Consider the following 21650-nt stretch of genomic DNA (forward strand, 5'->3'; position numbering starts at 1 on the left):
GTCGGGCGCCATCGACCTTTGTGAACTACCCATTTCGAGAGCGCCCCCTTATGATGTCCCCCAGACTCTTTACCCTGCGATGACCCATGGCCGATTCTGCTTTTTTCTGCACCCTGTCCCATGAAGGCGTTCTTGCAGTCCGCGGTGCGGACGCCAGCAAATTCCTGCAAGGCCAATTGACCTGCAACCTCAATTACCTGAGCGATACCCAGGCCAGCCTCGGCGCACGCTGCACGCAGAAAGGCCGGATGCAATCGAGTTTCCGCATCGTGCTGGAAGGTGACGGCGTGCTGCTGGCGATGGCCAGCGAGCTGCTTGAGCCGCAGTTGGCGGACCTGAAAAAGTACGCCGTGTTCTCCAAATCCAAACTGACCGATGAAAGCGCCGCCTGGGTCCGCTTCGGACTCGATCATGGCGATGCTGCACTGAGCAGCCTGGGTCTTGAGTTGCCAGCAGACACCGACAGCGTCGTGCGTCATGAAAGTCTGATCGCCATTCGTGTCTCGCCGGACCGCGCCGAACTGTGGGTCGCCGCCGATCAGGCCGACCTCATCAAAAGCAAGCTGTCCGCCCTGCTGTCCGAAGGCACTCTGAATCAATGGCTGCTGGGCCAGATCCGCGCAGGGATCGGCCAGGTCATGCCGAGCACCCGCGAGCTGTTCATCCCGCAGATGCTCAACCTGCAAGCCGTCGGTGGCGTGAGTTTCAAAAAGGGTTGCTACACCGGCCAGGAAATCGTCGCGCGCATGCAGTACCTGGGCAAACTCAAGCGTCGCTTGTATTGCTTGACGTTGGATGCCAGCGAATTGCCCGAGCCCGGCACGCCACTGTTTTCCCCGTCACACGGCAGTTCTATCGGCGAAGTGGTGCTGGCCGCCAGCGCCGGGAAAAACATTGAACTCCTGGCCGTGCTGCAAGCCGAAGCAGCAGAAGGTGGTGACATTCATCTGGGCACCCTCGAAGGGCCGGCCCTGCACCTGCTCGACCTGCCTTATCAACTGGATCGCGATCGCGAAATCCAGCGTTAACCGCAGCACTTGTTGTAACACCCTAGAGAAAAGAAATGAGCGAGCTGGCGGATAAGGTCCAACAGGATTTGGTTGAGGCCATCGATAACGATGACCTGGTTCTGCCAACGTTACCGGAAGTGGCCCTGCAGATTCGCAAGGCCGCTGAAGACCCGGAAGTCAGTGTCAGCACCCTGAGTAAAGTGATCGGCCGTGACACGGCGTTGTCGGCGCGTCTGATCAAAGTGGTCAATAGCCCGCTGCTGCGCGCGACCCAGGAAGTGACTGACCTGCACACGGCGATCACGCGGTTGGGCGTCAACTACAGCAGTAATCTGGCGATCGGCTTGGTGATGGAGCAAATTTTCCACGCCCGCTCTGAAGTGGTGGCGCAGAAAATGCGCGATGTCTGGCGTAAAAGCCTGGAAATCGCCGGCGTCAGCTACGCGCTGTGCCGCAGTTACACACAACTCAAACCGGATCAGGCAGCCCTTGGCGGGCTGGTGCATCAGATTGGCGTACTGCCTATCCTGACCTACGCCGAAGACCACTACGAATTGCTGTCTGATGCGGTCAGCCTCAACCATGTCATCGATCGCATTCATCCCTTGATCGGCGACAAACTGCTCAGGGTCTGGGAATTCCCGGAAATGCTGGTGCAGTTGCCGGGGTTGTACCTGGACTTCAAGCGCCAGTCCGAGCGGGTCGATTATGTCGATCTGGTTCAGGTGGCCAGCCTGTATTGCCACAAGGACACCGACCACCCGCTGGCCCGTATCGATGCGTTCAGCGTGCCGGCGTTCAAGAAACTGGGGATCGACCCGGAGAATGAGGCGATGTGCCGGGATCTGGAAGAGTCGCGGTCGATGTTTTACTGATCTTTGTGGCGAGGGGGCTTGCCCCCTCGCCACAGGTAAAGTGTTCACTCCCCCGCAATAAAACTCACCCGCACCTTCAACCCCGCCGACTCACCATCGTGCAGGCTGATCTGCGCCAGGTGCGCGCGACAAATCTCACCGACAATCGCCAACCCCAGCCCGGACCCGGCCACTTGCTGGTTGCGCCGGTAAAAGCGCTCGAACACCCGATCCCGCTCATCAACGGGAATTCCCGGCCCGTCATCCTCGACCTCCAGCACCGCCGGCGCCGTGACCCGCAGAATCACATTGCCCCCCGGCGGCGTGTGAGCGAGGGCGTTGTCCACCAGGTTGCTCAGCAGTTCATTCAGCAACGTCGGTTCGCCGCGCAGCCACACTGGCTCGTCAGCCTCCAGCGCCAGGGCGACGCCGCGGGCATGTGCCAACGGCGCCATGGCCATGCCCAGCTCGCGCGCCAACTGACTCAGGTCCAACAACTGCGCGCCGCCCTCGGCAATCGCCCGGGCCCCGTTCTCTACCCGCGCCAGCGAAAGCAATTGATTGGCCAGGTGAGTCAGGCGATCCGTGCCTTGGGCAGCGGTTTCCAGGGTGCTGCGCCAGGTTTGCGGTTCGTTTGAACGCAGGCCCAGTTCGAGTCGCGCCTTGAGCGCCGCCAACGGCGTGCGCAGCTCATGGGCGGCATCGGCAATAAACTGCGCCTGCCGCTCGAACTGCCCGCGCAGTCGCTCGGTAAAGTGATTGAGTGCGCGCACCAGCGGCCACAACTCATGCTGCACTTCCACCAGTGGCAATGGCCGCAAATCATCCGACTGACGCTCTTCCACCGCCGTGCGCAAGCGCTCCAGCGGACGCAACGCCGCGCTGACCGCAAACCACACCATCAGCAACGCGCCGATGGCCAACATGCCCAAACGCAGCAACGTGTCCGCCGCCAGACTGCGAGCCATCGCGACCCGCGCCTCGTCGGTTTCTGCCACGCGGATTTCCGCCATGCCGTTCATGTTCGGCTCGCTCACCGGCTTGAGCAGGCTCACCACGCGCACATTCTGCCCTCGGTATTTAGCGTTATAGAAGCTCGCCAGCGCCGGATAGTCATCGGTACGCGGCGTTCCCGGGGGCGGCGGCGGGAGGTTTTCGTAACCGGAAATCAGTTTCTGATTGATGTCGTTGACCAGGTAAAAAATCCGCCCGGCGCTGTCGTAGGCGAAGGTATCGAGGGCCACGTAGGGCACGTCGGCGCTGAGGCTGCCATCGCGCTGGGACACGCCGGCGGCGATGGTCCGCGCCGACGCCAGCAGGGTCCGGTCATAGGCGGTGTCAGCGGCTTCGCGACCATTCCAGTACGCGCTCAAACCACTGGCCAACATTAACACCACCAACAACAGCGCCAGGTTCCACAACAATCGCCAGCGCAGGCTGCTGGGCTTATGCATCGCGGCTTTCCAGCAAATAGCCGAGGCCGCGGAAGGTCACGATAGCGACCGGTTGGCCATCCAGTTTCTTGCGCAGGCGGTGGACGTAGATTTCGATGGCATCCGGGCTCGCTTCTTCATCGAGGCCAAACACCTGAGCGGCCAGTTGCTCTTTGCTCATCACCCGACCGGGCCGGGCGATCAATGCCTCGAGGACCGCCTGCTCGCGAGAGGTCAGGGTCAGCAATTCTTCACCGAGGGTGAAGCGCCGAGTGTCCAGGTCATAGGCCAGCACGCCGCAGCGCTGCTGACGCTCACCGCCCAGCACGCTGCGCCGCAACAAGGCTTTGACCCGGGCCTCGAGTTCGGTCAGTTCAAAAGGTTTGGCCAGGTAATCGTCGGCGCCCAGGTTGAGCCCGTGCACCCGGTCCTTGACGTCGCTGCGTGCGGTCAGCATCAGCACCGGCAGGTTCTTGCCCCGGGCCCGCAGGCGCGCCAGCACTTCGAAACCATCCATGCGCGGCAGACCGACATCGAGGATCGCCACCGCGTATTCCTCGCTGCTCAAGGCCAGGTCGGCCGCCACGCCGTCGTGCAGCACATCCACGGTCAGCCCGGTGCTCTTGAGCGCCTGGGCGACACTTTCGGCGAGCTGCAGATGGTCTTCGACGAGCAGGACACGCATGGATCTTTACCTCATTCAGGGATGGTCGACGCCATTCTTTGGCGCGGAGTTTACAGCCGCATCCGCCGCTGTGAAGCCTGAAAACTGTGAAAGCCAACTGAAAGGTTAGCGAAAGGTTAGCCCGTTAGAGTCGCCCCACGGATGGTTTCGACTGCAGGCCACCCGATCGTGCTTTGAAATGTAGCTCCCGAAAAACGCCTCGATGCGTTTTCGCCAATAAGAACAATAACGAGGTACTGCACCATGCTGGCCAGACAGCTTCAGGTTTGCCCGTCCCACCCGTTTTTTCAATCCCTCTCGTTCACGTTTGTCAGCGCTCCTACCGGCTGCACGACGCGAATCCGCCGCACCTGAAACATCCCCAAAAACAAAAACTCCCGTGGAGACAACAATGAATCGATCACTGCGCCGTTTCGCCCTCGCCGCCAGCTGCATGCTGTTCGCCGGCCAACTGATGGCCGAGCCAAAACGCCCTGAATGCATCGCCCCGGCCTCGCCAGGCGGCGGTTTCGACCTGACCTGCAAACTGGCGCAAAGCGCGCTGGTGAACGAAAAACTGCTGACCAAACCGATGCGCGTGACCTACATGCCCGGCGGTGTCGGCGCGGTGGCGTACAACGCGGTAGTTGCTCAACGTCCGGCCGACGCCGGCACGCTGGTGGCGTGGTCCAGCGGTTCTCTGCTGAACCTGGCCCAGGGCAAGTTCGGTCGGTTCGATGAAACCAACGTTCGCTGGCTCGCCGCCGTCGGCACCAGCTATGGCGCCATCGCGGTAAAAAGCGATTCGCCTTACAAGACCCTCGATGATCTCGTGCAAGCACTGAAGAAAGATCCAAGCAAAGTGGTGATCGGCTCCGGCGGCACCGTCGGCAGCCAGGACTGGATGCAAACCGCGCTGATTGCCAAGGCCGCCGGGATCAACCCGCGTGACCTGCGTTACGTCGCCCTTGAAGGCGGCGGTGAAATCGCCACCGCCCTGCTCGGCGGCCACATCCAGGTCGGCAGCACCGACATCTCCGACTCCATGCCGCACATCCAGAGCGGTGACATGCGCTTGCTCGCCGTGTTCTCCGAGAAGCGCCTGGACGAGCCGGAAATGAAAGACATCCCGACCGCCAAGGAGCAAGGCTACGACATCGTCTGGCCAGTGGTTCGCGGTTTCTACCTCGGGCCAAAGGTCAGCGACGAAGACTACGCCTGGTGGAAAGACGCCTTCGACAAACTGCTGGCGTCCGAAGACTTCGCCAAGCTGCGCGATCAGCGTGAGCTCTTCCCGTTCGCCATGACCGGCCCGGAGCTGGACACCTACGTGAAGAAGCAGGTTGCGGACTACAAAGTGCTGGCCAAAGAGTTCGGCCTGATCCAGTGATCGCCTCTGTCTAGCGGCTGCGGCCCCGATTTGCGGGGCCGTGGCACAGGAGTTTCCCATGCTCTTACAACGCATTTTTGCTTCGGTGCTGTTGCTGGCCTGTGTTGGCCTGGCACTGATGGCCTGGCCGTACCAGGCGGCTTTTTCCTACGAACCGGTGGGCCCTCGCGCGTTTCCGCTACTGATGCTCGGTTTGATGGGGCTCGGCCTGCTGTACATGGTGTTTCGGCCGACGCCGATCATCCACAGCGACGATGACCCGAAACTGGACCGCGAAACGCTGATCAAGATCGGCATCTGTGTGGTGTTGTTGCTGGTGTTCGCCGGCACCTTCGAACCCCTGGGTTTCATCGTCGCCAGCATCCTGATCGGCGTCCCCATGGCTCGCCTGTATGGCGGCCGCTGGCTACCGAGCGCGGTGATCATCAGCCTGATGGCCATCGGTCTTTACCTGCTGTTCGACAAGTTGATGGACGTGCCACTGCCTTTGGGCGTACTCGACGTTCTGGAGAACTGATATGGATACTCTTGGCTATTTGGGTCAGGGCTTCGGCGTCGCGCTGACCCCGTATAACCTGGTGACCGCACTCTGCGGCACCCTGATCGGTACCGTGGTCGGCCTGTTGCCCGGCCTGGGCCCGATCAATGGCGTGGCGTTGTTGATCCCGATCGCATTCGCCCTGGGCCTGCCACCAGAGTCGGCTTTGATCCTGTTGGCGGCGGTTTACCTGGGCTGCGAATACGGCGGCCGGATCAGCTCGATTCTGCTGAACATTCCGGGCGAAGCGTCCACTGTCATGACCACCCTCGACGGTTATCCGATGGCCCGCAAAGGCATGGCCGGTGTGGCCCTGTCGTTGTCGGCATGGAGTTCGTTCATCGGTGCGTTCATCGCCACGTGCGGCATGGTGCTGTTCGCGCCGTTGCTGGCGAAATGGGCGATTGCCTTCGGTCCGGCAGAATATTTCGTGCTGATGGTGTTTGCGATCGTCTGTCTCGGCGGCATGGCCGGTGATCGTCCGCTGAAAACGTTCATTGCCGCGCTCATCGGTCTGTTTCTGTCGTGCGTCGGGATCGATGCCAACAGCGGCGTGTATCGTTTCACGGGAGACAACATCCATCTGACTGACGGCATTCAGTTCGTGGTGCTGGTGCTGGGCCTGTTCTCCATCAGCGAAATCCTCCTGCTGCTGGAGAAGACCCATCGCGGTCAGGAAGCGGTGAAAGCGACCGGCCGAATGATGTTCAACGTCAAGGAAGCTTCGGCGGTGTTCATGGTGAACATCCGTTGCGGCTTGCTGGGTTTCATCATGGGCGTGTTGCCAGGTGCGGGCGCGACCCTCGCCAGCGCCGTGGCCTACATGACCGAGAAGCGTATCGCCGGCGCCAAGGGCACCTTCGGCCAAGGTGACATGCGCGGCCTCGCCGCCCCGGAAACCGCCATCGGCGGTGCAGCCTGCGGTGCGCTGGTGCCCATGCTGACCCTCGGCGTTCCAGGTTCGGGGACCACAGCAGTGATGATCGGCGCGCTGTCGCTGTACAACATCACGCCCGGCCCGCTGTTGTTCCAGCAACAACCTGACATCGTCTGGGGCCTGATCGCCTCGTTGTTCGTCGCCAACGTCATGCTGGTGATCCTCAATATCCCGATGATACGCATCTTCACCCGCATCCTCGCCGTGCCGAACTGGGCGCTGGTGCCGGTGATCGCGATCATTACCGGGATCGGCGTCTACGCGGTGCACGCCACCACCTTCGACCTGTTCCTGATGATCGGCATCGGCATCTTCGGTTACATCCTGCGCAAGCTGGACTTCCCGTTGTCGCCCGTGCTGCTGGGCTTCATCCTCGGTGGCTTGATGGAGCAAAACCTGCGCCGTGCGCTGTCGATCTCCAACGGTGCGCTGGAGATCCTCTGGTCGAGCCCGATCACTTTCGGTGTCTGGGTACTGACCGCGATCATGCTGCTGATGCCGATCCTGCGGATCTGGCGCAAACGTTCGGCTGCTCAACGCGCCATCGCCGATGTCTGATCGACCACCTTTCAACGCCTGGTGGGGTACGCCGCTGGTCGGCGCGCTGGGCGGTTACCTGGCCAGTCTGGTCGGCTGGCCGCTGCCGTGGATGGTTGGCTCGTTGCTGGCGATCATCCTGGTGCGCTGCCTGACACCCTGGCAATTGGCGGAAATCCCTGGTGGCCGCAAGTGCGGCCAATGGATCGTCGGGATCGGCATCGGCCTGCATTTCACCCCAGTGGTGATGGAGCAGGTGTTGAGTCACTTCGGCCTGATTTTCTTCGGTGCGTTGATCACCAGCCTGTCCGCCGTGGTCGGGGTCTGGTTGATGCGGCGCACCGGGGAGGATCGCGCCACCGCGTTCTTTTCCAGCATGCCGGGTGGCTCCGGGGAGATGGTCAACCTCGGCGCGCGTAATGGCGCGGTGCTCAGTCGCGTGGCGGCTGGGCAAAGTCTGCGAGTGCTGGTCGTCGTGCTTTGCGTGCCGGCAGCCTTCAAGTATTTGCTGGGAAGCGGCACACCGATTTTTCATCCCTCCGCCGTCAATTGGTGGTGGCTGGCGCTTCTCTTCCCGGCGGGCGCCTTGGCGGCCTGGCTCTGGGAACGTCTTCGTCAACCCAATCCGTGGCTGTTCGGGCCGTTGCTGGTCAGTGCAACGGTGAGCATCGGTTGGGATTTGCACATCGGCTTGCCCCATGGCGGGAGCCAGATCGGCCAATGGCTGATCGGCAGCGGCCTGGGCTGTCATTTCAATCGGCAGTTTTTCCGCCGGGCGCCCTCTTTTATGGGACGGACCTTGGTCGGCACGATTTTGACCATGCTGATCGCTACGGCGGCGGCACTGGGCTTGAGTGCGCTGACGCATCTGGATCTGCGTTCGCTGACGCTGGGCATGATGCCTGGCGGCATTGCGGAGATGAGCCTGACGGCGGAGACCTTGCAACTGTCCGTCCCGCTGGTGACGGCGATGCAGGTGATGCGGTTGTTGTTTGTGTTGTTTCTGGCGGAGCCGTTGTTCAGGTATTGGAATCGCGAGCCTGAGTCAGACTGAGGACCGAGTCGCCTTCTTCGCGGGCAAGCCTCGCTCCTACAGATTCGCGCAGGACCTGTAGGAGCGAGGCTTGCCCGCGAAGCTTTTTTAGACTGGCGGCAACCGCCACTCAATCGGCGTTTCGCCATTCTGTTCAAGAAACTTGTTGGTCCGGCTGAAATGCCCGCACCCCAGAAAACCGCGATAAGCGGACAGCGGTGACGGGTGCACCGACGTCAGCACCAGGTGCTTGGTGGCATCGATGAGTTTCTGTTTGCTTTGGGCATGCGCGCCCCACAGCATGAACACCAGATGTGGTTGCTGTTGACTGACCACTTCAATAATTCGATCCGTGAAAAACTGCCAGCCCTTGTCCTTGTGCGCATTGGCGTTGGCGCGCTCGACCGTCATGGTGGTGTTGAGCATCAACACGCCTTGATCAGCCCAGCTCTGCAGATAGCCGTGGTTGGGGATGTCGATGTTCAGGTCGCGTTTCAGCTCTTTATAGATGTTTACCAGCGACGGTGGCGCCGGCACACCCGGTTGCACCGAGAAGCACAGCCCGTGGGCCTGTCCCGGGCCGTGATACGGGTCCTGACCGAGGATGACGACCTTGACCTTGTCCAGCGGCGTGGAGTTAAGGGCGTTGAAAATCATTGGGCCCGGAGGATAAATCTCCTTGCCCGCCGCGCGCTCCTGCTGCAGGAAATTACGCAACTCTGCCATGTAGGGCTGGTCGAATTCGGCACGTAGTGCCTCCTTCCAGCCCGGTTCGAGTTTGATACGGTCATCAGCAGTCATGGTTACATCCGGCAAAAACAATGGGGCGAACCCTAGGAAAGCCCACCACACTTGTCAATTGATCTGACGCAGATCCGGCACTTTCCTGTACAGCGATCATACTGAACGCTCAATTTCACTATCGAGGTCACGATGAATCTGCACTTCGAAGAACTCACCGGCACCGACGGTGCGCGCATTGGCATCGCCAGCCTGGATGCCGAAAAGTCGCTCAACGCCCTCTCCTTGCCGATGATCAATGCCCTGCGCGATCAGATGGACGCGTGGGCCAAGGATCCGCAAATCGTCTGCGTTCTGCTGCGCGGTAACGGCGCCAAGGCTTTTTGCGCCGGCGGCGAAGTGCGCAGTCTGGTCGAAGCCTGCCGCGCTCACCCCGGTGAAGTGCCGCCGTTGGCCGCGCACTTCTTTGCTGCGGAATATCGCCTGGACTTCAATCTGCATACCTACCCCAAACCGCTGATCTGCTGGGGCCATGGTTATGTGCTGGGCGGTGGCATGGGGTTGCTGCAAGGCGCAAGCATCCGGATTGTCACGCCGAGCAGCCGCCTGGCAATGCCGGAGATCAGTATCGGTCTGTATCCGGACGTTGGCGCCAGTTGGTTTCTGTCACGCCTGCCCGGCAAGCTCGGGCTGTTTCTGGGGCTGACCGGTGCACACATGAACGGTCGTGATGCGATCGACCTGGGCCTGGCTGACCGTTTCCTGCTCGATGAACAGCAAGAAGAGCTGATCGAAGGCTTGCTGCAACTGAACTGGCAGGAACAGACGCCAATGCAGCTCAACAGTCTGCTCAAGGCCTTGCAGCAGGAAGCCGTCGCGCAAATGCCCGCCGCGCAGTGGCTGCCTCGACGCCAGCAAATCGATGAACTGCTGGATATCAGCGATGTGCGCTGCGCCTGGAAAGCCATCAGCGCTCTGCGCGACCATTCGGATCTGCTATTAAGTCGAGCAGCGAAGACCATGACCGAAGGTTCGCCCCTGACCGCTCATCTGGTGTGGGAACAGATCGCCCGCGCCCGGCACATGTCATTGGCGCAGGTCTTTCAGATGGAATACACGATCAGCCTCAACTGCTGCCGTCATCCGGAGTTCAGCGAGGGGGTTCGGGCGCGGTTGATTGATAAGGACCAGAAGCCGCACTGGCACTGGCCTGACATCAATAACGTGCCGGATGCGGTGGTAGAGGCGCACTTTCATAAAGTCTGGGAAGGTCGGCATCCGTTGGCCGATCTGTCGGAATACTAAAAAATGTGGGAGCGAGCCTGCTCGCGAAGGGGGCGTGTCAGTCGACATTGATGTCGCCTGACCTACCACCTTCGCGAGCAGGCTCGCTCCCACAGGTATTGCGTTTAGTTGATGAGGTTAACGACGGCCACCCCGGCCATCGTGATCGCCGCGACCGTTATGGTCGCCTCGTCCGCCGTGATTGTTGCGTCCGCCATGGCCACGGTTATCGTTGCTCCAACCGCCGCGGTTACGGCCGTCCCAACCATGGGCCCGGTAGTCGCCCCGTTGCGACTGGTAATAACGAGGGGCCGGTTGATAAACCCGCGGCTGGTGGTAATACCGCGGCGTTGGCTGGTAATACCGCGCCGGTGGCGCGTAGTAGCGGCGCGGCTGCGTGTAGTAACCGCCGCCACCTGAATAGTAAGGTCCGCCACCGGAATAATAGGTGGGCGCTGGCGAGGTATAGACATCGGAACGGTAGTAGCTGCCTCCTCCATCGGAATAGGGCACGCACGCACCAAGAGACAATCCCAATACTGCAATCAGAAGAATTCGGTGGAGCTGTTTTCGACAGAGCATGGCGGCCTCCTGGACCGCGAGTGAGCCATACCAGCGACGCTGGCAGGCGACAGTCAATTATTCGGTGACTGTCGAAAGATCAGACATCGTTTTCCAAATCTGGTGCGTCCCTGAAACAGATTGAAACAAGTAGCCGATGAAAGGTTTTTCATCTATTCACCCGCTGATTAATGGTGGCCACCGCGGTATCCACCGCCGTAATGACGTGGCCCGTGCCCGCCCCAATAGTAGTAGCGATAGCCCCCATAGAAGCGCGGGCCGTAGTAATAACGTGGGCCGTAATAGTAGGAATAGGGAGAATAGCCGGGGTAGTAATAAGGCGCTGAATACACATCGTAACCACCGGCGTAGTAATAGCAGCCGGATAGCCCAAGACCGAGAACCATACCGAACAACAGTCGACGAAACATGGCGGCCTCCTGAAAGACCCACAGCCGCAACAGGCCGGCTGACACCCATTTGACTGGCAATGCCGGGGCGAGTGCCGAAGGATCCGGACCTTCAGATCAGCGGCCACGAACGTCCCATAGCGGTGCACCCGCGCACCATCACAAGGCAACACCGCCTCGCCTGCCCCAAGCGCTCATCGCGCAATCCCCTACCCTAGAGCCCTCAAGCCAACTTGGCACGGCTCTCGCTTTAGCAAACCCGTGCAGGAGTCATCACAAGGTTCGCGGCACCACAATTTGCAATGGCTGACTAGGGTTCCGGCTCGCTAAGGCGAGTGGCTGGTCCGAGAGTTGGCGACCTCCAGTTGAGGTTACACGGCGGGACAAAAGCCCGGGAGACAAGCCACCGTTCGCGGTGCCGCGTTGACTCCTGCCCGCCCTTGATCAACTGGAGAACCACCCATGCTCAAGCTTCGTTTACCCGCCCTGCTCGCCGCTGCCTTCGCAGCCCTCGTAAGCCTCCCGTCCCACGCCGCTCAAAAAGACCACTTCAGCGTCTGCTGGACCATCTACGCCGGCTGGATGCCCTGGGAATACGCCGGCAGCCAAGGCATCGTCGACAAATGGGCGAAGAAGTACGGCATCAAAATCGATGTGGTGCAGCTCAATGACTACGTTGAATCCATCAACCAATACACCGCCGGCCAGTTCGACGGTTGCACCATGACCAACATGGATGCGCTGACCATTCCGGCGGCCGGTGGCGTCGACAGCACCGCGCTGATCGTCAGCGACTTCTCCAACGGCAACGATGGCATCGTGCTCAAGGGCGATGGCAAGAAGGTCGCCGACCTCAAGGGCATGGACGTCAATCTGGTCGAACTCTCGGTGTCGCACTACCTGCTGGCCCGGGCGCTGGATTCGGTCGACCTCACCGAGAAAGACCTGAAAGTGGTCAACACCTCGGACGCCGATATCTCGGCCGCCTTCAACACCGATCAGGTCAACGCCGTCACCACCTGGAACCCGATGCTGTCGGACATCAAGGCCAAGCCCGGGGTGACCGAAGTCTTCAACTCCAGCCAGATCCCCGGCGAAATCATGGACATGATGGTGGTCAACAGCGCCACCCTCAAAGACAACCCGGCCCTGGGCAAAGCCCTGACTGGCGCCTGGTTCGAAGTGGTCGCGTTGATGAACGCGAAAAACGGCGCCAGCAAGGTCGCACTCGAACACATGGCCAAAGCTTCGGGCACCGACCTGGCCGGTTTCCAGTCGCAACTCGACACCACCAAATTGTTCGCCACGCCCAAGGAAGCCCTGGACTTCTCCACCAGCAAGCAATTGCCGGAAACCATGCGCAAGGTCGCCGAGTTTTCGTTCCAGCACGGCTTGCTGGGTGAAGGCGCCAAAGACACCAGCGCCGTCGGCATGGCCTTCGCCAATGGCGTGACCAGCGGCGACAAGACCAACCTCAAGCTCCGCTTCGACCCGACCTACGTGCAGATGGCCGCTGACGCCAAGCTGTAAACCGGAGGACTGGCCATGCGCCTGATCAATCGCCACCCGGATCGCCCGAGTCGTCTGCTGTTGGTGATCCTGCCGTTCGCCCTGGTGCTGTTCGCCTACTTCATGGGCTCGGCCGAGCGGCTGACGGATAACCCCAATGACAAGCTATTGCCGAGCGCCGTGCAGATGACCGACGCGGTGAAACGCCTGGCGTTCACTGCCGACACCCGCACCGGTGAATACCTGTTGTGGCAAGACACCGCGTCCAGCCTGCGCCGCCTGGCCATCGGCCTGGGCATCAGTGCGCTGGCCGGGCTGTGCCTGGGCATCGCCGCCGGAACGTTGCCGCTGTTCGGCGCGCCGTTGTCGCCGTTGCTGACGGTGTTGTCGATGGTGCCGCCACTGGCAATCCTGCCGATTCTGTTCATCGTCTTCGGGCTGGGGGAATTGTCGAAAGTGATGCTGATCGTGATCGGCATCACCCCGTGCCTGGCCCGTGATCTGGAACAGCGCGCCCGGGAAATTCCGGTCGAGTTGCTGATCAAGGCCCAGACCCTCGGCGCGTCGACCTGGACATTGATGCTGCGCGTGGTGCTGCCACAACTGTTGCCACGGCTGCTGATCTCGCTGCGGTTGATGCTCGGCTCGGCGTGGCTGTTTCTGATCGCCGCTGAAGCCATCGCCTCCACCGACGGCCTTGGCTATCGGATTTTTCTGGTGCGCCGCTACCTGGCGATGGACGTGATTCTGCCTTACGTGGTGTGGATCACCCTGCTCGCATGGTTGATGGATTGGGGCCTCAAACACCTGACCCAACGCGCGTTCCCTTGGTATGAAGGAGCCCGCGCATGAGCTTCATCACGGTAAAAAACGTCTGGCAGCAATACGCCGACCAAGTCGTGCTCGAAGGCCTGAACCTGAACGTCAACGAAGGTGAATTCTGCACCTTGGTCGGCGCGTCGGGTTGCGGCAAGTCGACCTTCCTGCGCCTGTTACTCGGCCAGGAACGCGCCAGTCGCGGCGAGATTCTGCTGGACGGTCAGGCGCTGGCTGGCGAACCGGATTCCAGCCGTGGCGTGGTGTTCCAGCGTTACTCGGTGTTCCCGCACCTGACCGTGCTCGATAACGTCGCCCTCGGCCTCGAACTGCCGCGCTCGCCCGTGCTCGGGCGCTTGTTCGGCAGTGCAAAAAAAGACGCCCGCGAACAGGCCTCGGCGCTGCTGCACAAGGTCGGCCTCGGCCATTCGCTGGACAAGTACCCGGCGCAGCTGTCCGGCGGCATGCAACAACGGCTGGCCATCGCCCAGGCGCTGATCATGAAACCCCGCGTGTTGCTGCTCGACGAACCGTTCGGCGCGCTCGATCCGGGCATCCGCAAAGACATGCACGCCTTGCTGCTGGAGCTGTGGCGCGAGACGCAACTGACGGTGTTCATGGTCACCCATGACCTGTCCGAAGGTTTCAGCCTCGGCACTCGTTTACTGGTGTTCGACAAGGTCCGCGTCGACCCGCACGCCCCCGGTGCCTATGGCGCGCGCATCACTTACGACATCCCTTTGAACAGCGACCGCCGCGTCAACCGCGCCGCCGTCGATGCCTTGCCGGCTGCGCTGGCGGGCACGCTTCGTATCGCTTAGAGGAATTTTGAAATGACTGATTCGACCCAACTGTTCCCGCCCTTCGCCGAAGAAATGCTCCCTGGCGGCGGCCATCGTTCGTTCGTGTTGAAACGCGGCCAGTTGCTGCGCCTGACCGACCTGCGTGGCGGCGCCAACGTCAGCCTGACGCTGCTCAATGCCAATGAAAAAACCGAACGCCTGAACCTGCCCGACAGCCTCAAATGCCAACACACCGCCAAGCTCACCCGCGGCCATTGCCTCTACTCGGACATGGGCCGCGTGCTCGCCGCGATCACCGCCGACACCTGTGGCTGGAGCGACAGCCTCGGCGGCGTGCTCTGCGCTGAAGAAGTCGCGGAAAAATACGGCGCCGGCCGTTATCAGGAACTGCGCAACGGCTTTTTTCGCAACGGCACCGACAACCTGTTGGTGGAACTGGGCAAGTGGGGGTTGGGCCTATCGGATCTGCTGATGACTCTCAACCTGTTCAGCCGCGTCAACGTCGATGAGACCGGGCGTTTCCACTTTGTCGAAGGCAACTCGAAGGCCGGCGATTACATCGAGTTGTACGCGCCGATGGACACCCTGGTGGTGCTTACCGCGTTGCAGCATCCGATGGACCCGTCGCCGGACTACGCCCCCAAACCCCTGAAGCTCAGCTGGATGAACGCCGACGCCAGCGTCGCCGAACATTGCCGCACCTCGCGCCCGGAAAACGAGCGCGGCTTCATCAACACCGACCGTTTGTTCGCCTGAGGATCGCTGCCATGTCACTTGCAATCGCTACCGCTCAACAGTCGCCTGAAACCGCGGTCTACCGCGCCACCATTCCGGCCGGCGAACCGTGGCTGATGGAGGTCAAGGCCGGCCAGACTTTGCGCATCCTCGACCTGGAAGGTAATCAGGCCGTCGACACCTTGTTCTACAGCGTGGCCAACCCGAAGGAACGCTATGACGTGCAACGCACGTTGCGCCGGCAGAACAGCGTCTACCTGAGCACCGGCAGCGTGCTTTATTCCAACCTCGGCAATCCGATGCTGACCATCGTCGCCGACACCTGCGGGCGTCACGACACCCTCGGCGGCGCCTGCGCGCAAGAGAGCAACACCGTGCGCTACGCCTTGGAGAAACGCTACATGCACAGTTGCCGCGACAACTACCTGCGCGCCTGCGTGCATGACGGGCGACTGGGCAAAGGGGACATCGGACCGAACATCAACTTCTTCATGAACGTGCCGGTCACCGCCGACGGCGGGCTGACCTTTGAAGACGGCATTTCGGCACCGGGCAAATACGTCGACCTGCGCGCCGAAATGGACGTGATCGTACTGATCTCCAACTGCCCGCAACTGAACAACCCGTGCAACGCCTACAACCCTACCCCTGCGGAGCTTTTGGTATGGAACTGAAATTCGCGCGGTTGCGGCGGTGGTTGTTCGCCCTGTGCCAGGCCCGTTCCGGGCAGTGCCTCAAAAAGTAAGAACACCTCAATCCAAATGTGGGAGCGAGCCTGCTCGCGATGGCGTCAGCACATTCAACATCGATGTTGACTGACACACCGCTATCGCGAGCAGGCTCGCTCCCACAGGGGTTCAGTGGTGTTTTCAAGGTTAGTGATTCTGCCGTCGGGGACGACCCCGGCGCTCATCGAAAAACTGCGGGACGGCCCGCATCCCCTCCGGGGTCTATGCCATGTTCGAAAAAGTCCTGATTGCCAACCGTGGCGCCATTGCCTGCCGCATCCTGCGCACCCTGCGTGACGTGCAGGTCAAGGGCGTTGCCGTTTACTCCGAAGCGGATGCCGCGAGCCTGCACATCCTGCAGGCCGATGAAGCCCACAGCCTCGGGGAAGGCGCCGCCGCCGGCACCTATCTGGCCGTCGATAAAATTCTCGCCATCGCCAAAGCCTCGGGCGCCACGGCGATCCACCCCGGCTACGGTTTTCTCTCGGAAAACGCTGCGTTCGCCGAAGCCTGCGAAGCCGCCGACATCGCCTTCATCGGCCCGACGCCGGAGCAACTGCGCGTGTTTGGCCTCAAGCACACCGCGCGCGCCCTGGCCAAGCAACACGGCGTGCCGATGCTCGAAGGCACCGAACTGCTCGACAGCCTCGACGCGGCGCTGATTGCCGGGGAACAGGTCGGCTACCCGGTGATGCTCAAGAGCACGGCGGGCGGTGGCGGCATCGGCATGCGCGTGTGCCGCAGCGCGGCCGAGTTGAGTGAATCCTTCGAAGCGGTCAAACGCCTCGGCCAGAACAATTTCAGCGACGCCGGCGTGTTCATCGAGAAGTACATCCAGCGCGCCCGCCACCTGGAAGTCCAGGTGTTCGGCGACGGTCGCGGCGACGTGATTGCCCTCGGCGTGCGCGACTGCTCGGTGCAGCGCCGCAATCAAAAAGTCCTCGAAGAGACTCCCGCGCCGAACTTGCCCGAAGGCATGGCTGAAGAACTCTGCGCGGCGGCGATCAAACTGGCGAAAGCGGTGAGTTACCGCAGCGCCGGCACCGTGGAATTTGTCTTCGACAGCGAAGATCAGCGTTTCTACTTCTTGGAAGTGAACACCCGCTTGCAGGTGGAGCACGGCGTCACCGAACAAGTGTGGGGCGTGGACCTGGTGCGCTGGATGGTGGAACTGGCAGCCGGTGATTTGCCGCCATTGAGCGATTTGAGCCAAGGCTTGAAAGCCGACGGCCATGCGATTCAGGCACGGCTGTATGCCGAAGATCCGGGCCGTGATTTCCAGCCGAGCCCAGGTTTGCTGACCGCCGTGAACTTCCCTGCTGCCGACGGCAAACACCTGCGCATCGACACCTGGGTCGAAGCCGGCTGCGAGATCCCGCCGTACTTCGACCCGATGATCGCAAAGGTCATCTGCTGGGCGCCGACCCGCGAAGAGGCCGCTGCGGATCTGCATCAGGCGCTGGGCGATAGTCTGCTGTACGGCGTGGAAACCAACCGCGATTACCTGCGGCAAATTCTGCTCGATGCGCCGTTCGCCAGCGGCCAGCCCTGGACCCGTTGCCTGGAAGGCCTGGTGTATCAGGCCAACACCTTTGATGTGCTCAGCGCCGGGACTCAGACCAGCGTTCAGGACTATCCCGGCCGTCTCGGTTATTGGGCGGTAGGCGTACCGCCGTCGGGGCCGATGGACAGCCGCGCGTTGCGTCTGGGCAATCTTCTGCTGGGTAATGACGAAGGCGCCGCGGCGCTGGAAATCACCATGAGCGGGCCGTTGCTGCGCTTCAACTGCGAGGCCGTGGTGGCGGTGACCGGGGCCGTCATCCCGCTGACGTTGAACGGTGAAACCGTCGCGATGAACACGGCGTTGCTGATTCCAGCGGGCGCTACGCTGAGCCTCGGCACGATTGCCGGGGCCGGCGCTCGCAGCTATCTGAGCCTGCGCGGTGGCCTGCAAGTGCCGGATTATCTGGGCAGCAAAAGCACCTTCACCCTCGGACAGTTTGGTGGACATGGTGGTCGTGCGTTGCGGGCGGGCGATGTGTTGCATGTGCCTGCCTTGATCGACAGCCGCGTCGGTCAACAACTGGACCACGTCACCGAGTTACCTGCCGTGCGGCAGATCCGGGTGATCTATGGCCCTCACGGTGCCCCGGAATATTTCACTGAGCACTACATCGGCACCTTTTTCGCGACCCAGTGGGAAGTGCACTTCAACTCCAGCCGCACCGGCGTGCGATTGATCGGGCCGAAGCCTGAATGGGTTCGGCCCGATGGGGGTGAAGCGGGGCTGCATCCATCGAACATCCATGACAATCCGTATGCCATTGGTGCGGTGGATTTCACCGGGGACATGCCGGTGATTTTGGGGCCGGATGGTCCGAGCCTGGGCGGGTTTGTCTGCCCGGTGACGGTGATTGAGGCGGACCTTTGGCAGCTTGGGCAACTGAAGGCCGGGGACAAAGTCCAGTTCCTCCCGGTCGATCTAAAAACCGCCCGCAACCTCGCCCTGAAATGGAGTACCCCCTGCAGGAGTGAGCCTGCTCGCGATGGCGGCGGTACAGCCAACGTTGATGTGACTGACACACCGCTATCGCGAGCAGGCTCACTCCTACAAGGGATTGTGTCGCCTGTGGTGTTGGCTTTGGGTCAGGGGGATACGCGGTTGGTTGCGAGGTTGTCGGGGGATACGCACCTGCTCCTTGAGATCGGCGCACCTGAACTCGACCTCGTCCTGCGCTTCCGCGCCCACGCCCTCATGCAAGCCCTGGAAAGCAAAACCCTGCACGGTGTCATCGACCTCACACCGGGCATTCGCTCGCTGCAAATCCACTACCAACCCGAACAGCTGCCGCTGGCCGACCTGCTCGGCATTGTCGCCGGTGAATGGGACGCCGTGTGCGCCGCCCGGGACCTGCAAGTGCCGTCGCGCATCGTGCATCTGCCGCTGTCCTGGGACGACCCGGCCTGTCAGTTGGCGATCGAAAAATACATGACCACCGTGCGCAAAGACGCCCCATGGTGCCCAAGTAATCTGGAGTTCATCCGTCGCATCAACGACCTGCCGAACCTAGACGAAGTGCAGCGCACGGTGTTCGACGCCAGCTATCTGGTAATGGGCCTGGGCGACGTTTACCTCGGCGCACCGGTCGCCACCCCACTCGACCCGCGCCATCGCCTGGTCACCACCAAATACAACCCCGCGCGCACCTGGACGGCGGAAAACTCGGTGGGCATCGGTGGCGCCTACATGTGCGTGTACGGCATGGAAGGCCCCGGCGGTTATCAGTTTGTCGGTCGCACGTTGCAGATGTGGAACCGTTATCGCGAAGTCGCCGCGTTCGACGGTAAACCGTGGCTGCTACGCTTTTTCGATCAGATCCGTTTCTACCCAGTGAGCGCCGAAGAACTGCTGCGCATCCGTCGGGACTTCCCGCTCGGGCGCTTCGATTTGAACATCGAACACAGTCAGTTGAACCTCGCGGATTACCAGGCCTTCCTGACGAAAGAGGCCGATACCATCGCGGCGTTTCGCGATCAGCAAAAAGGCGCGTTCAACGCCGAACGCGAGCGCTGGATCGCCAGCGGCCAGGCGCATTTCGACAGCGAGGAACCAGCCCCCGAAGCCACCGAAGACGCACCACTCGCCAGCAATGAAATGAGCGTCGACAGCCACATCGCCGGCAACCTCTGGCAGGTTCAGGTCCAGACCGGAAGCCGGGTCGCCGCCGGTGATGTGCTGGTGATTCTGGAGTCGATGAAGATGGAAATTCCGCTGCTCGCGCCCATGGCCGGCGTGGTGCGCGAGGTCCGCGTGCAACCGGGTTCGGCGGTGCGCGCCGGACAGCGCGTCGTGGTGCTGGAACTCGACTGAACCCATTTTGAAAAAGGAATGACGCCATGAATATCAATCTGCAACTCGACGCCCTGCGTAGCGCTTATCGCGTCGGCAACATCACGCCCCGTCAATTGCTGCTGGGCCTGCGTGACAAAGCCGCAGCGCTGAACCCGGATTATCACCTGTTCATCCACTTGCTCAGTGTCGAGGAACTGGAACCGTACCTCGCCGCCCTCGACGGTGGCGACCTCGACAGCCTGCCGCTGTACGGCGTGCCCTTCGCGATCAAGGACAACATCGACCTGGCGGGCATTCCCACCACCGCCGCGTGCCCGGCGTTTGCCTATGTGCCGCAGCGTTCGGCGACCATCGTCGAGCAGTTGCTGGCGCTGGGCGCGATTCCGCTGGGCAAGACCAATCTGGATCAGTTCGCGACCGGGTTGAACGGCAGCCGCTCGCCGTATGGCGCGTGCCCGAACAGCGTATTGCCGGAGTATCCGGCGGGCGGTTCCAGCGCCGGCTCGTCGCTGGCGGTGGCGCTGGGCGTGGCGAGTTTTTCGTTGGGTACGGACACGGCAGGATCGGGACGTGTGCCGGCGGCGTTGAACAATCTGGTGGGATTGAAAGCCACCAAAGGGCTTATCTCCACGGCGGGTGTGGTGCCGGCCTGTCGCACGCTCGATTGCGTGACGACGTTCACCGCAACGGCTCGGGAGGCCAGCCAGTTGCTGGCGCTGACCGCGCACCTCGATCCGCGAGATGAATACAGCCGCAGCAACCCGATGTGGAATGACGGGTCGGCGTTCGGTACGCCGCGTCCGTTCCGTTTCGGCGTCCCGCGTGCGCAGGACCTGGAATTCTTCGGCTGCCCCGAAGGCCCGTTGTTGTTCGGTGATGCCGTCGATCGGCTCAAGGCACTGGGCGGTACAGCTGTTGAACTGGATCTGTCGCCTTTCCTCGAAGCGGCGCGTTTGCTCTATGAAGGCCCTTGGGTGGCCGAGCGTTACAGCGTGGCCGGCGAGTTGATGGAGCAGAATCCTGAAGCCGTTTTGCCGGTGATTCGCGCGGTGCTGGCCAAGGCGCCGGCGGTGACGGGCGTGCAGGCGTTCCGTGCCCAATATCGGCTGCAAGCCTTGAAGGCGTTGTGCGACAAGGCGCTGGAAAATCTTGATTGTGTCGTTACGCCCACCATCGGCCGCCCCGTCACATCGGCGGAACTGGACGCCGAACCGGTCCTGCGCAATTCGGAACTGGGCTACTACACCAACTTCATGAACCTGCTCGATTACGCGGCCGTCGCCGTGCCCAGCGGCTTCATGGGCAATGGTTTGCCCTGGGGTGTGACCGTGTTTGGCCGGGCGTTTACCGATCAGTATTTGTTGGGGGTGGCGGATGCTTTGCAGCGCCGCTCGGCTGAGCCTGCACCGACGACTGTCGCCCGCCATGATCGCGCACGACTGGTGGTCTGTGGCGCGCATCTGGATGGGTTGGCGTTGAATTGGCAACTGAAGCGACGCGGGGCTCGGTTGGTTGAGACGACTTACAGTTCGCCGGATTATCAGCTGTATGCGTTGGCCGGCGGTCCGCCGTTTCGTCCGGGGATGGTGCGGGTGAAGGATGGCGGCGTGGCGATTGCGGTGGAGGTTTGGGAATTGCCGAGCAGTGAACTGGGCTCTTTTCTGACGGCGATTCCGGCGCCGCTGGGGTTGGGCAAGGTGCAACTGGCGGACGGGCGTTGGGAGAGCGGGTTTATCTGTGAAGCGTATGGGTTGGAGGGGGCCGCCAATATCAGCCATTTAGGCGGATGGCGTGCTTACCTCGCCAAATGATCG

At 61.6% G+C, this 21650-nt stretch carries 19 protein-coding genes and 1 riboswitch; of the genes, 14 read left to right on the plus strand and 5 right to left on the minus strand.

The window, feature by feature from the left end; all coding sequences use genetic code 11:
* The first annotated feature begins 86 nt into the window (after positions 1-86).
* Together ygfZ and AB4N91_RS19635 are read left to right on the plus strand one after the other, a co-directional pair.
* On the plus strand, positions 87-1028 hold the full coding sequence (gene ygfZ, locus AB4N91_RS19630; protein WP_460111668.1) for a CAF17-like 4Fe-4S cluster assembly/insertion protein YgfZ: 942 nt from the start codon (positions 87-89) through the stop codon (positions 1026-1028).
* Positions 1029-1063: 35 nt separating this feature from the next.
* Positions 1064-1885: an HDOD domain-containing protein gene (locus tag AB4N91_RS19635; RefSeq protein ID WP_010462279.1), complete on the plus strand. Its 822-nt coding sequence runs from the start codon at positions 1064-1066 to the stop codon at positions 1883-1885.
* A gap of 44 nt (positions 1886-1929) precedes the next feature.
* Here AB4N91_RS19635 and AB4N91_RS19640 read toward each other — a convergent pair whose 3' ends face one another.
* The gene (locus AB4N91_RS19640; RefSeq protein ID WP_010462282.1) at positions 1930-3318 is read right to left on the minus strand and encodes a sensor histidine kinase; all 1389 of its coding nucleotides are present in this window, start codon (positions 3316-3318) and stop codon (positions 1930-1932) included.
* On the minus strand, positions 3311-3982 hold the full coding sequence (locus AB4N91_RS19645) for a response regulator (protein WP_007898613.1): 672 nt from the start codon (positions 3980-3982) through the stop codon (positions 3311-3313). The genes AB4N91_RS19640 and AB4N91_RS19645 overlap by 8 nt, the downstream gene beginning before the upstream one ends.
* A gap of 391 nt (positions 3983-4373) precedes the next feature.
* On the opposite strand from AB4N91_RS19645, the gene AB4N91_RS19650 reads away from it, so the two are divergent.
* The 4 genes from AB4N91_RS19650 to AB4N91_RS19665 are packed head-to-tail and all read left to right on the plus strand — an operon-like array spanning position 4374 to position 8417.
* Positions 4374-5351 carry a Bug family tripartite tricarboxylate transporter substrate binding protein gene (locus AB4N91_RS19650; RefSeq protein WP_010462285.1) on the plus strand — a complete coding sequence of 326 codons (978 nt, stop codon included), beginning with the start codon at positions 4374-4376 and terminating at the stop codon, positions 5349-5351.
* Positions 5352-5409: 58 nt separating this feature from the next.
* Entirely contained in the window at positions 5410-5868 is a 459-nt protein-coding gene (locus AB4N91_RS19655; protein ID WP_010462287.1) for a tripartite tricarboxylate transporter TctB family protein, read from the plus strand.
* 1 nt (position 5869) lies between these two features.
* Positions 5870-7384, plus strand: a complete 1515-nt coding sequence (locus AB4N91_RS19660; protein WP_154503474.1) for a tripartite tricarboxylate transporter permease — start codon at positions 5870-5872, stop codon at positions 7382-7384.
* Positions 7377-8417, plus strand: coding sequence for an AbrB family transcriptional regulator (locus AB4N91_RS19665; protein ID WP_083374829.1), 1041 nt, complete (start codon positions 7377-7379; stop codon positions 8415-8417). Before AB4N91_RS19660 ends, AB4N91_RS19665 begins: the two co-directional genes overlap by 8 nt.
* Before the next feature lie 87 nt (positions 8418-8504).
* Here AB4N91_RS19665 and ung read toward each other — a convergent pair whose 3' ends face one another.
* Positions 8505-9197, minus strand: a complete 693-nt coding sequence (ung, locus tag AB4N91_RS19670) for a uracil-DNA glycosylase (RefSeq protein ID WP_010462292.1) — start codon at positions 9195-9197, stop codon at positions 8505-8507.
* Between the two features lie 132 nt (positions 9198-9329).
* Here ung and AB4N91_RS19675 point away from each other — a divergent pair, with 132 nt between their 5' ends.
* Positions 9330-10442 carry an enoyl-CoA hydratase/isomerase family protein gene (locus AB4N91_RS19675; protein ID WP_010462294.1) on the plus strand — a complete coding sequence of 371 codons (1113 nt, stop codon included), beginning with the start codon at positions 9330-9332 and terminating at the stop codon, positions 10440-10442.
* Between the two features lie 117 nt (positions 10443-10559).
* On the opposite strand, the gene AB4N91_RS19680 is transcribed toward AB4N91_RS19675, so the two are convergent.
* Positions 10560-11003: a hypothetical protein gene (locus AB4N91_RS19680; RefSeq protein ID WP_083374830.1), complete on the minus strand. Its 444-nt coding sequence runs from the start codon at positions 11001-11003 to the stop codon at positions 10560-10562.
* Positions 11004-11170: 167 nt separating this feature from the next.
* Positions 11171-11413 carry a hypothetical protein gene (locus tag AB4N91_RS19685; protein ID WP_083374831.1) on the minus strand — a complete coding sequence of 81 codons (243 nt, stop codon included), beginning with the start codon at positions 11411-11413 and terminating at the stop codon, positions 11171-11173.
* A 278-nt stretch (positions 11414-11691) separates the two neighbouring features.
* A riboswitch (guanidine-I (ykkC/yxkD leader) is annotated at positions 11692-11792 on the plus strand.
* Positions 11793-11854: 62 nt separating this feature from the next.
* Between AB4N91_RS19685 and AB4N91_RS19690 the strand changes: the two genes are divergently transcribed.
* The 7 genes from AB4N91_RS19690 (at position 11855) to atzF (ending at position 21647) form a co-directional block, all read left to right on the plus strand.
* The gene (locus AB4N91_RS19690; protein WP_304872681.1) at positions 11855-12922 is read left to right on the plus strand and encodes a putative urea ABC transporter substrate-binding protein; all 1068 of its coding nucleotides are present in this window, start codon (positions 11855-11857) and stop codon (positions 12920-12922) included.
* A gap of 15 nt (positions 12923-12937) precedes the next feature.
* On the plus strand, positions 12938-13753 hold the full coding sequence (locus tag AB4N91_RS19695) for an ABC transporter permease (protein ID WP_010462303.1): 816 nt from the start codon (positions 12938-12940) through the stop codon (positions 13751-13753).
* Positions 13750-14538 (plus strand): ABC transporter ATP-binding protein, encoded by a 789-nt coding sequence (locus AB4N91_RS19700; protein WP_221108636.1) that lies wholly within the window; start codon positions 13750-13752, stop codon positions 14536-14538. The genes AB4N91_RS19695 and AB4N91_RS19700 overlap by 4 nt, the downstream gene beginning before the upstream one ends.
* Before the next feature lie 12 nt (positions 14539-14550).
* Positions 14551-15276 (plus strand): urea amidolyase associated protein UAAP1, encoded by a 726-nt coding sequence (locus AB4N91_RS19705; protein ID WP_010462307.1) that lies wholly within the window; start codon positions 14551-14553, stop codon positions 15274-15276.
* 11 nt (positions 15277-15287) lie between these two features.
* Positions 15288-15929 carry an urea amidolyase associated protein UAAP2 gene (locus AB4N91_RS19710; RefSeq protein WP_010462310.1) on the plus strand — a complete coding sequence of 214 codons (642 nt, stop codon included), beginning with the start codon at positions 15288-15290 and terminating at the stop codon, positions 15927-15929.
* Between the two features lie 283 nt (positions 15930-16212).
* Positions 16213-19854 (plus strand): urea carboxylase, encoded by a 3642-nt coding sequence (gene uca / locus AB4N91_RS19715; protein WP_460111674.1) that lies wholly within the window; start codon positions 16213-16215, stop codon positions 19852-19854.
* Between the two features lie 26 nt (positions 19855-19880).
* A complete protein-coding gene (gene atzF / locus AB4N91_RS19720) occupies positions 19881-21647 on the plus strand; it encodes an allophanate hydrolase (protein ID WP_460111676.1) in 1767 nt (588 codons plus the stop codon).
* Positions 21648-21650 lie beyond the last annotated feature (3 nt).

It is taken from the genome of Pseudomonas sp. H3_D04 (assembly GCF_054669175.1).

Excerpts from the sequence above, each read along its gene's own strand:
- AB4N91_RS19660 (WP_154503474.1), top strand. The coding sequence starts at position 5,870 with ATGGATACTCTTGGCTATTTGGGTCAGGGCTTCGGCGTCGCGCTGACC.
- AB4N91_RS19665 (WP_083374829.1), top strand. The coding sequence starts at position 7,377 with ATGTCTGATCGACCACCTTTCAACGCCTGGTGGGGTACGCCGCTGGTC.
- AB4N91_RS19675 (WP_010462294.1), top strand. The coding sequence starts at position 9,330 with ATGAATCTGCACTTCGAAGAACTCACCGGCACCGACGGTGCGCGCATT.
- AB4N91_RS19645 (WP_007898613.1), bottom strand. The coding sequence starts at position 3,982 with ATGCGTGTCCTGCTCGTCGAAGACCATCTGCAGCTCGCCGAAAGTGTC.
- ung (WP_010462292.1), bottom strand. The coding sequence starts at position 9,197 with ATGACTGCTGATGACCGTATCAAACTCGAACCGGGCTGGAAGGAGGCA.
- AB4N91_RS19680 (WP_083374830.1), bottom strand. The coding sequence starts at position 11,003 with ATGCTCTGTCGAAAACAGCTCCACCGAATTCTTCTGATTGCAGTATTG.
- AB4N91_RS19700 (WP_221108636.1), top strand. The coding sequence starts at position 13,750 with ATGAGCTTCATCACGGTAAAAAACGTCTGGCAGCAATACGCCGACCAA.
- AB4N91_RS19685 (WP_083374831.1), bottom strand. The coding sequence starts at position 11,413 with ATGTTTCGTCGACTGTTGTTCGGTATGGTTCTCGGTCTTGGGCTATCC.
- ygfZ (WP_460111668.1), top strand. The coding sequence starts at position 87 with ATGGCCGATTCTGCTTTTTTCTGCACCCTGTCCCATGAAGGCGTTCTT.
- AB4N91_RS19705 (WP_010462307.1), top strand. The coding sequence starts at position 14,551 with ATGACTGATTCGACCCAACTGTTCCCGCCCTTCGCCGAAGAAATGCTC.
- AB4N91_RS19635 (WP_010462279.1), top strand. The coding sequence starts at position 1,064 with ATGAGCGAGCTGGCGGATAAGGTCCAACAGGATTTGGTTGAGGCCATC.
- uca (WP_460111674.1), top strand. The coding sequence starts at position 16,213 with ATGTTCGAAAAAGTCCTGATTGCCAACCGTGGCGCCATTGCCTGCCGC.
- atzF (WP_460111676.1), top strand. The coding sequence starts at position 19,881 with ATGAATATCAATCTGCAACTCGACGCCCTGCGTAGCGCTTATCGCGTC.
- AB4N91_RS19695 (WP_010462303.1), top strand. The coding sequence starts at position 12,938 with ATGCGCCTGATCAATCGCCACCCGGATCGCCCGAGTCGTCTGCTGTTG.
- AB4N91_RS19710 (WP_010462310.1), top strand. The coding sequence starts at position 15,288 with ATGTCACTTGCAATCGCTACCGCTCAACAGTCGCCTGAAACCGCGGTC.
- AB4N91_RS19650 (WP_010462285.1), top strand. The coding sequence starts at position 4,374 with ATGAATCGATCACTGCGCCGTTTCGCCCTCGCCGCCAGCTGCATGCTG.
- AB4N91_RS19690 (WP_304872681.1), top strand. The coding sequence starts at position 11,855 with ATGCTCAAGCTTCGTTTACCCGCCCTGCTCGCCGCTGCCTTCGCAGCC.
- AB4N91_RS19640 (WP_010462282.1), bottom strand. The coding sequence starts at position 3,318 with ATGCATAAGCCCAGCAGCCTGCGCTGGCGATTGTTGTGGAACCTGGCG.
- AB4N91_RS19655 (WP_010462287.1), top strand. The coding sequence starts at position 5,410 with ATGCTCTTACAACGCATTTTTGCTTCGGTGCTGTTGCTGGCCTGTGTT.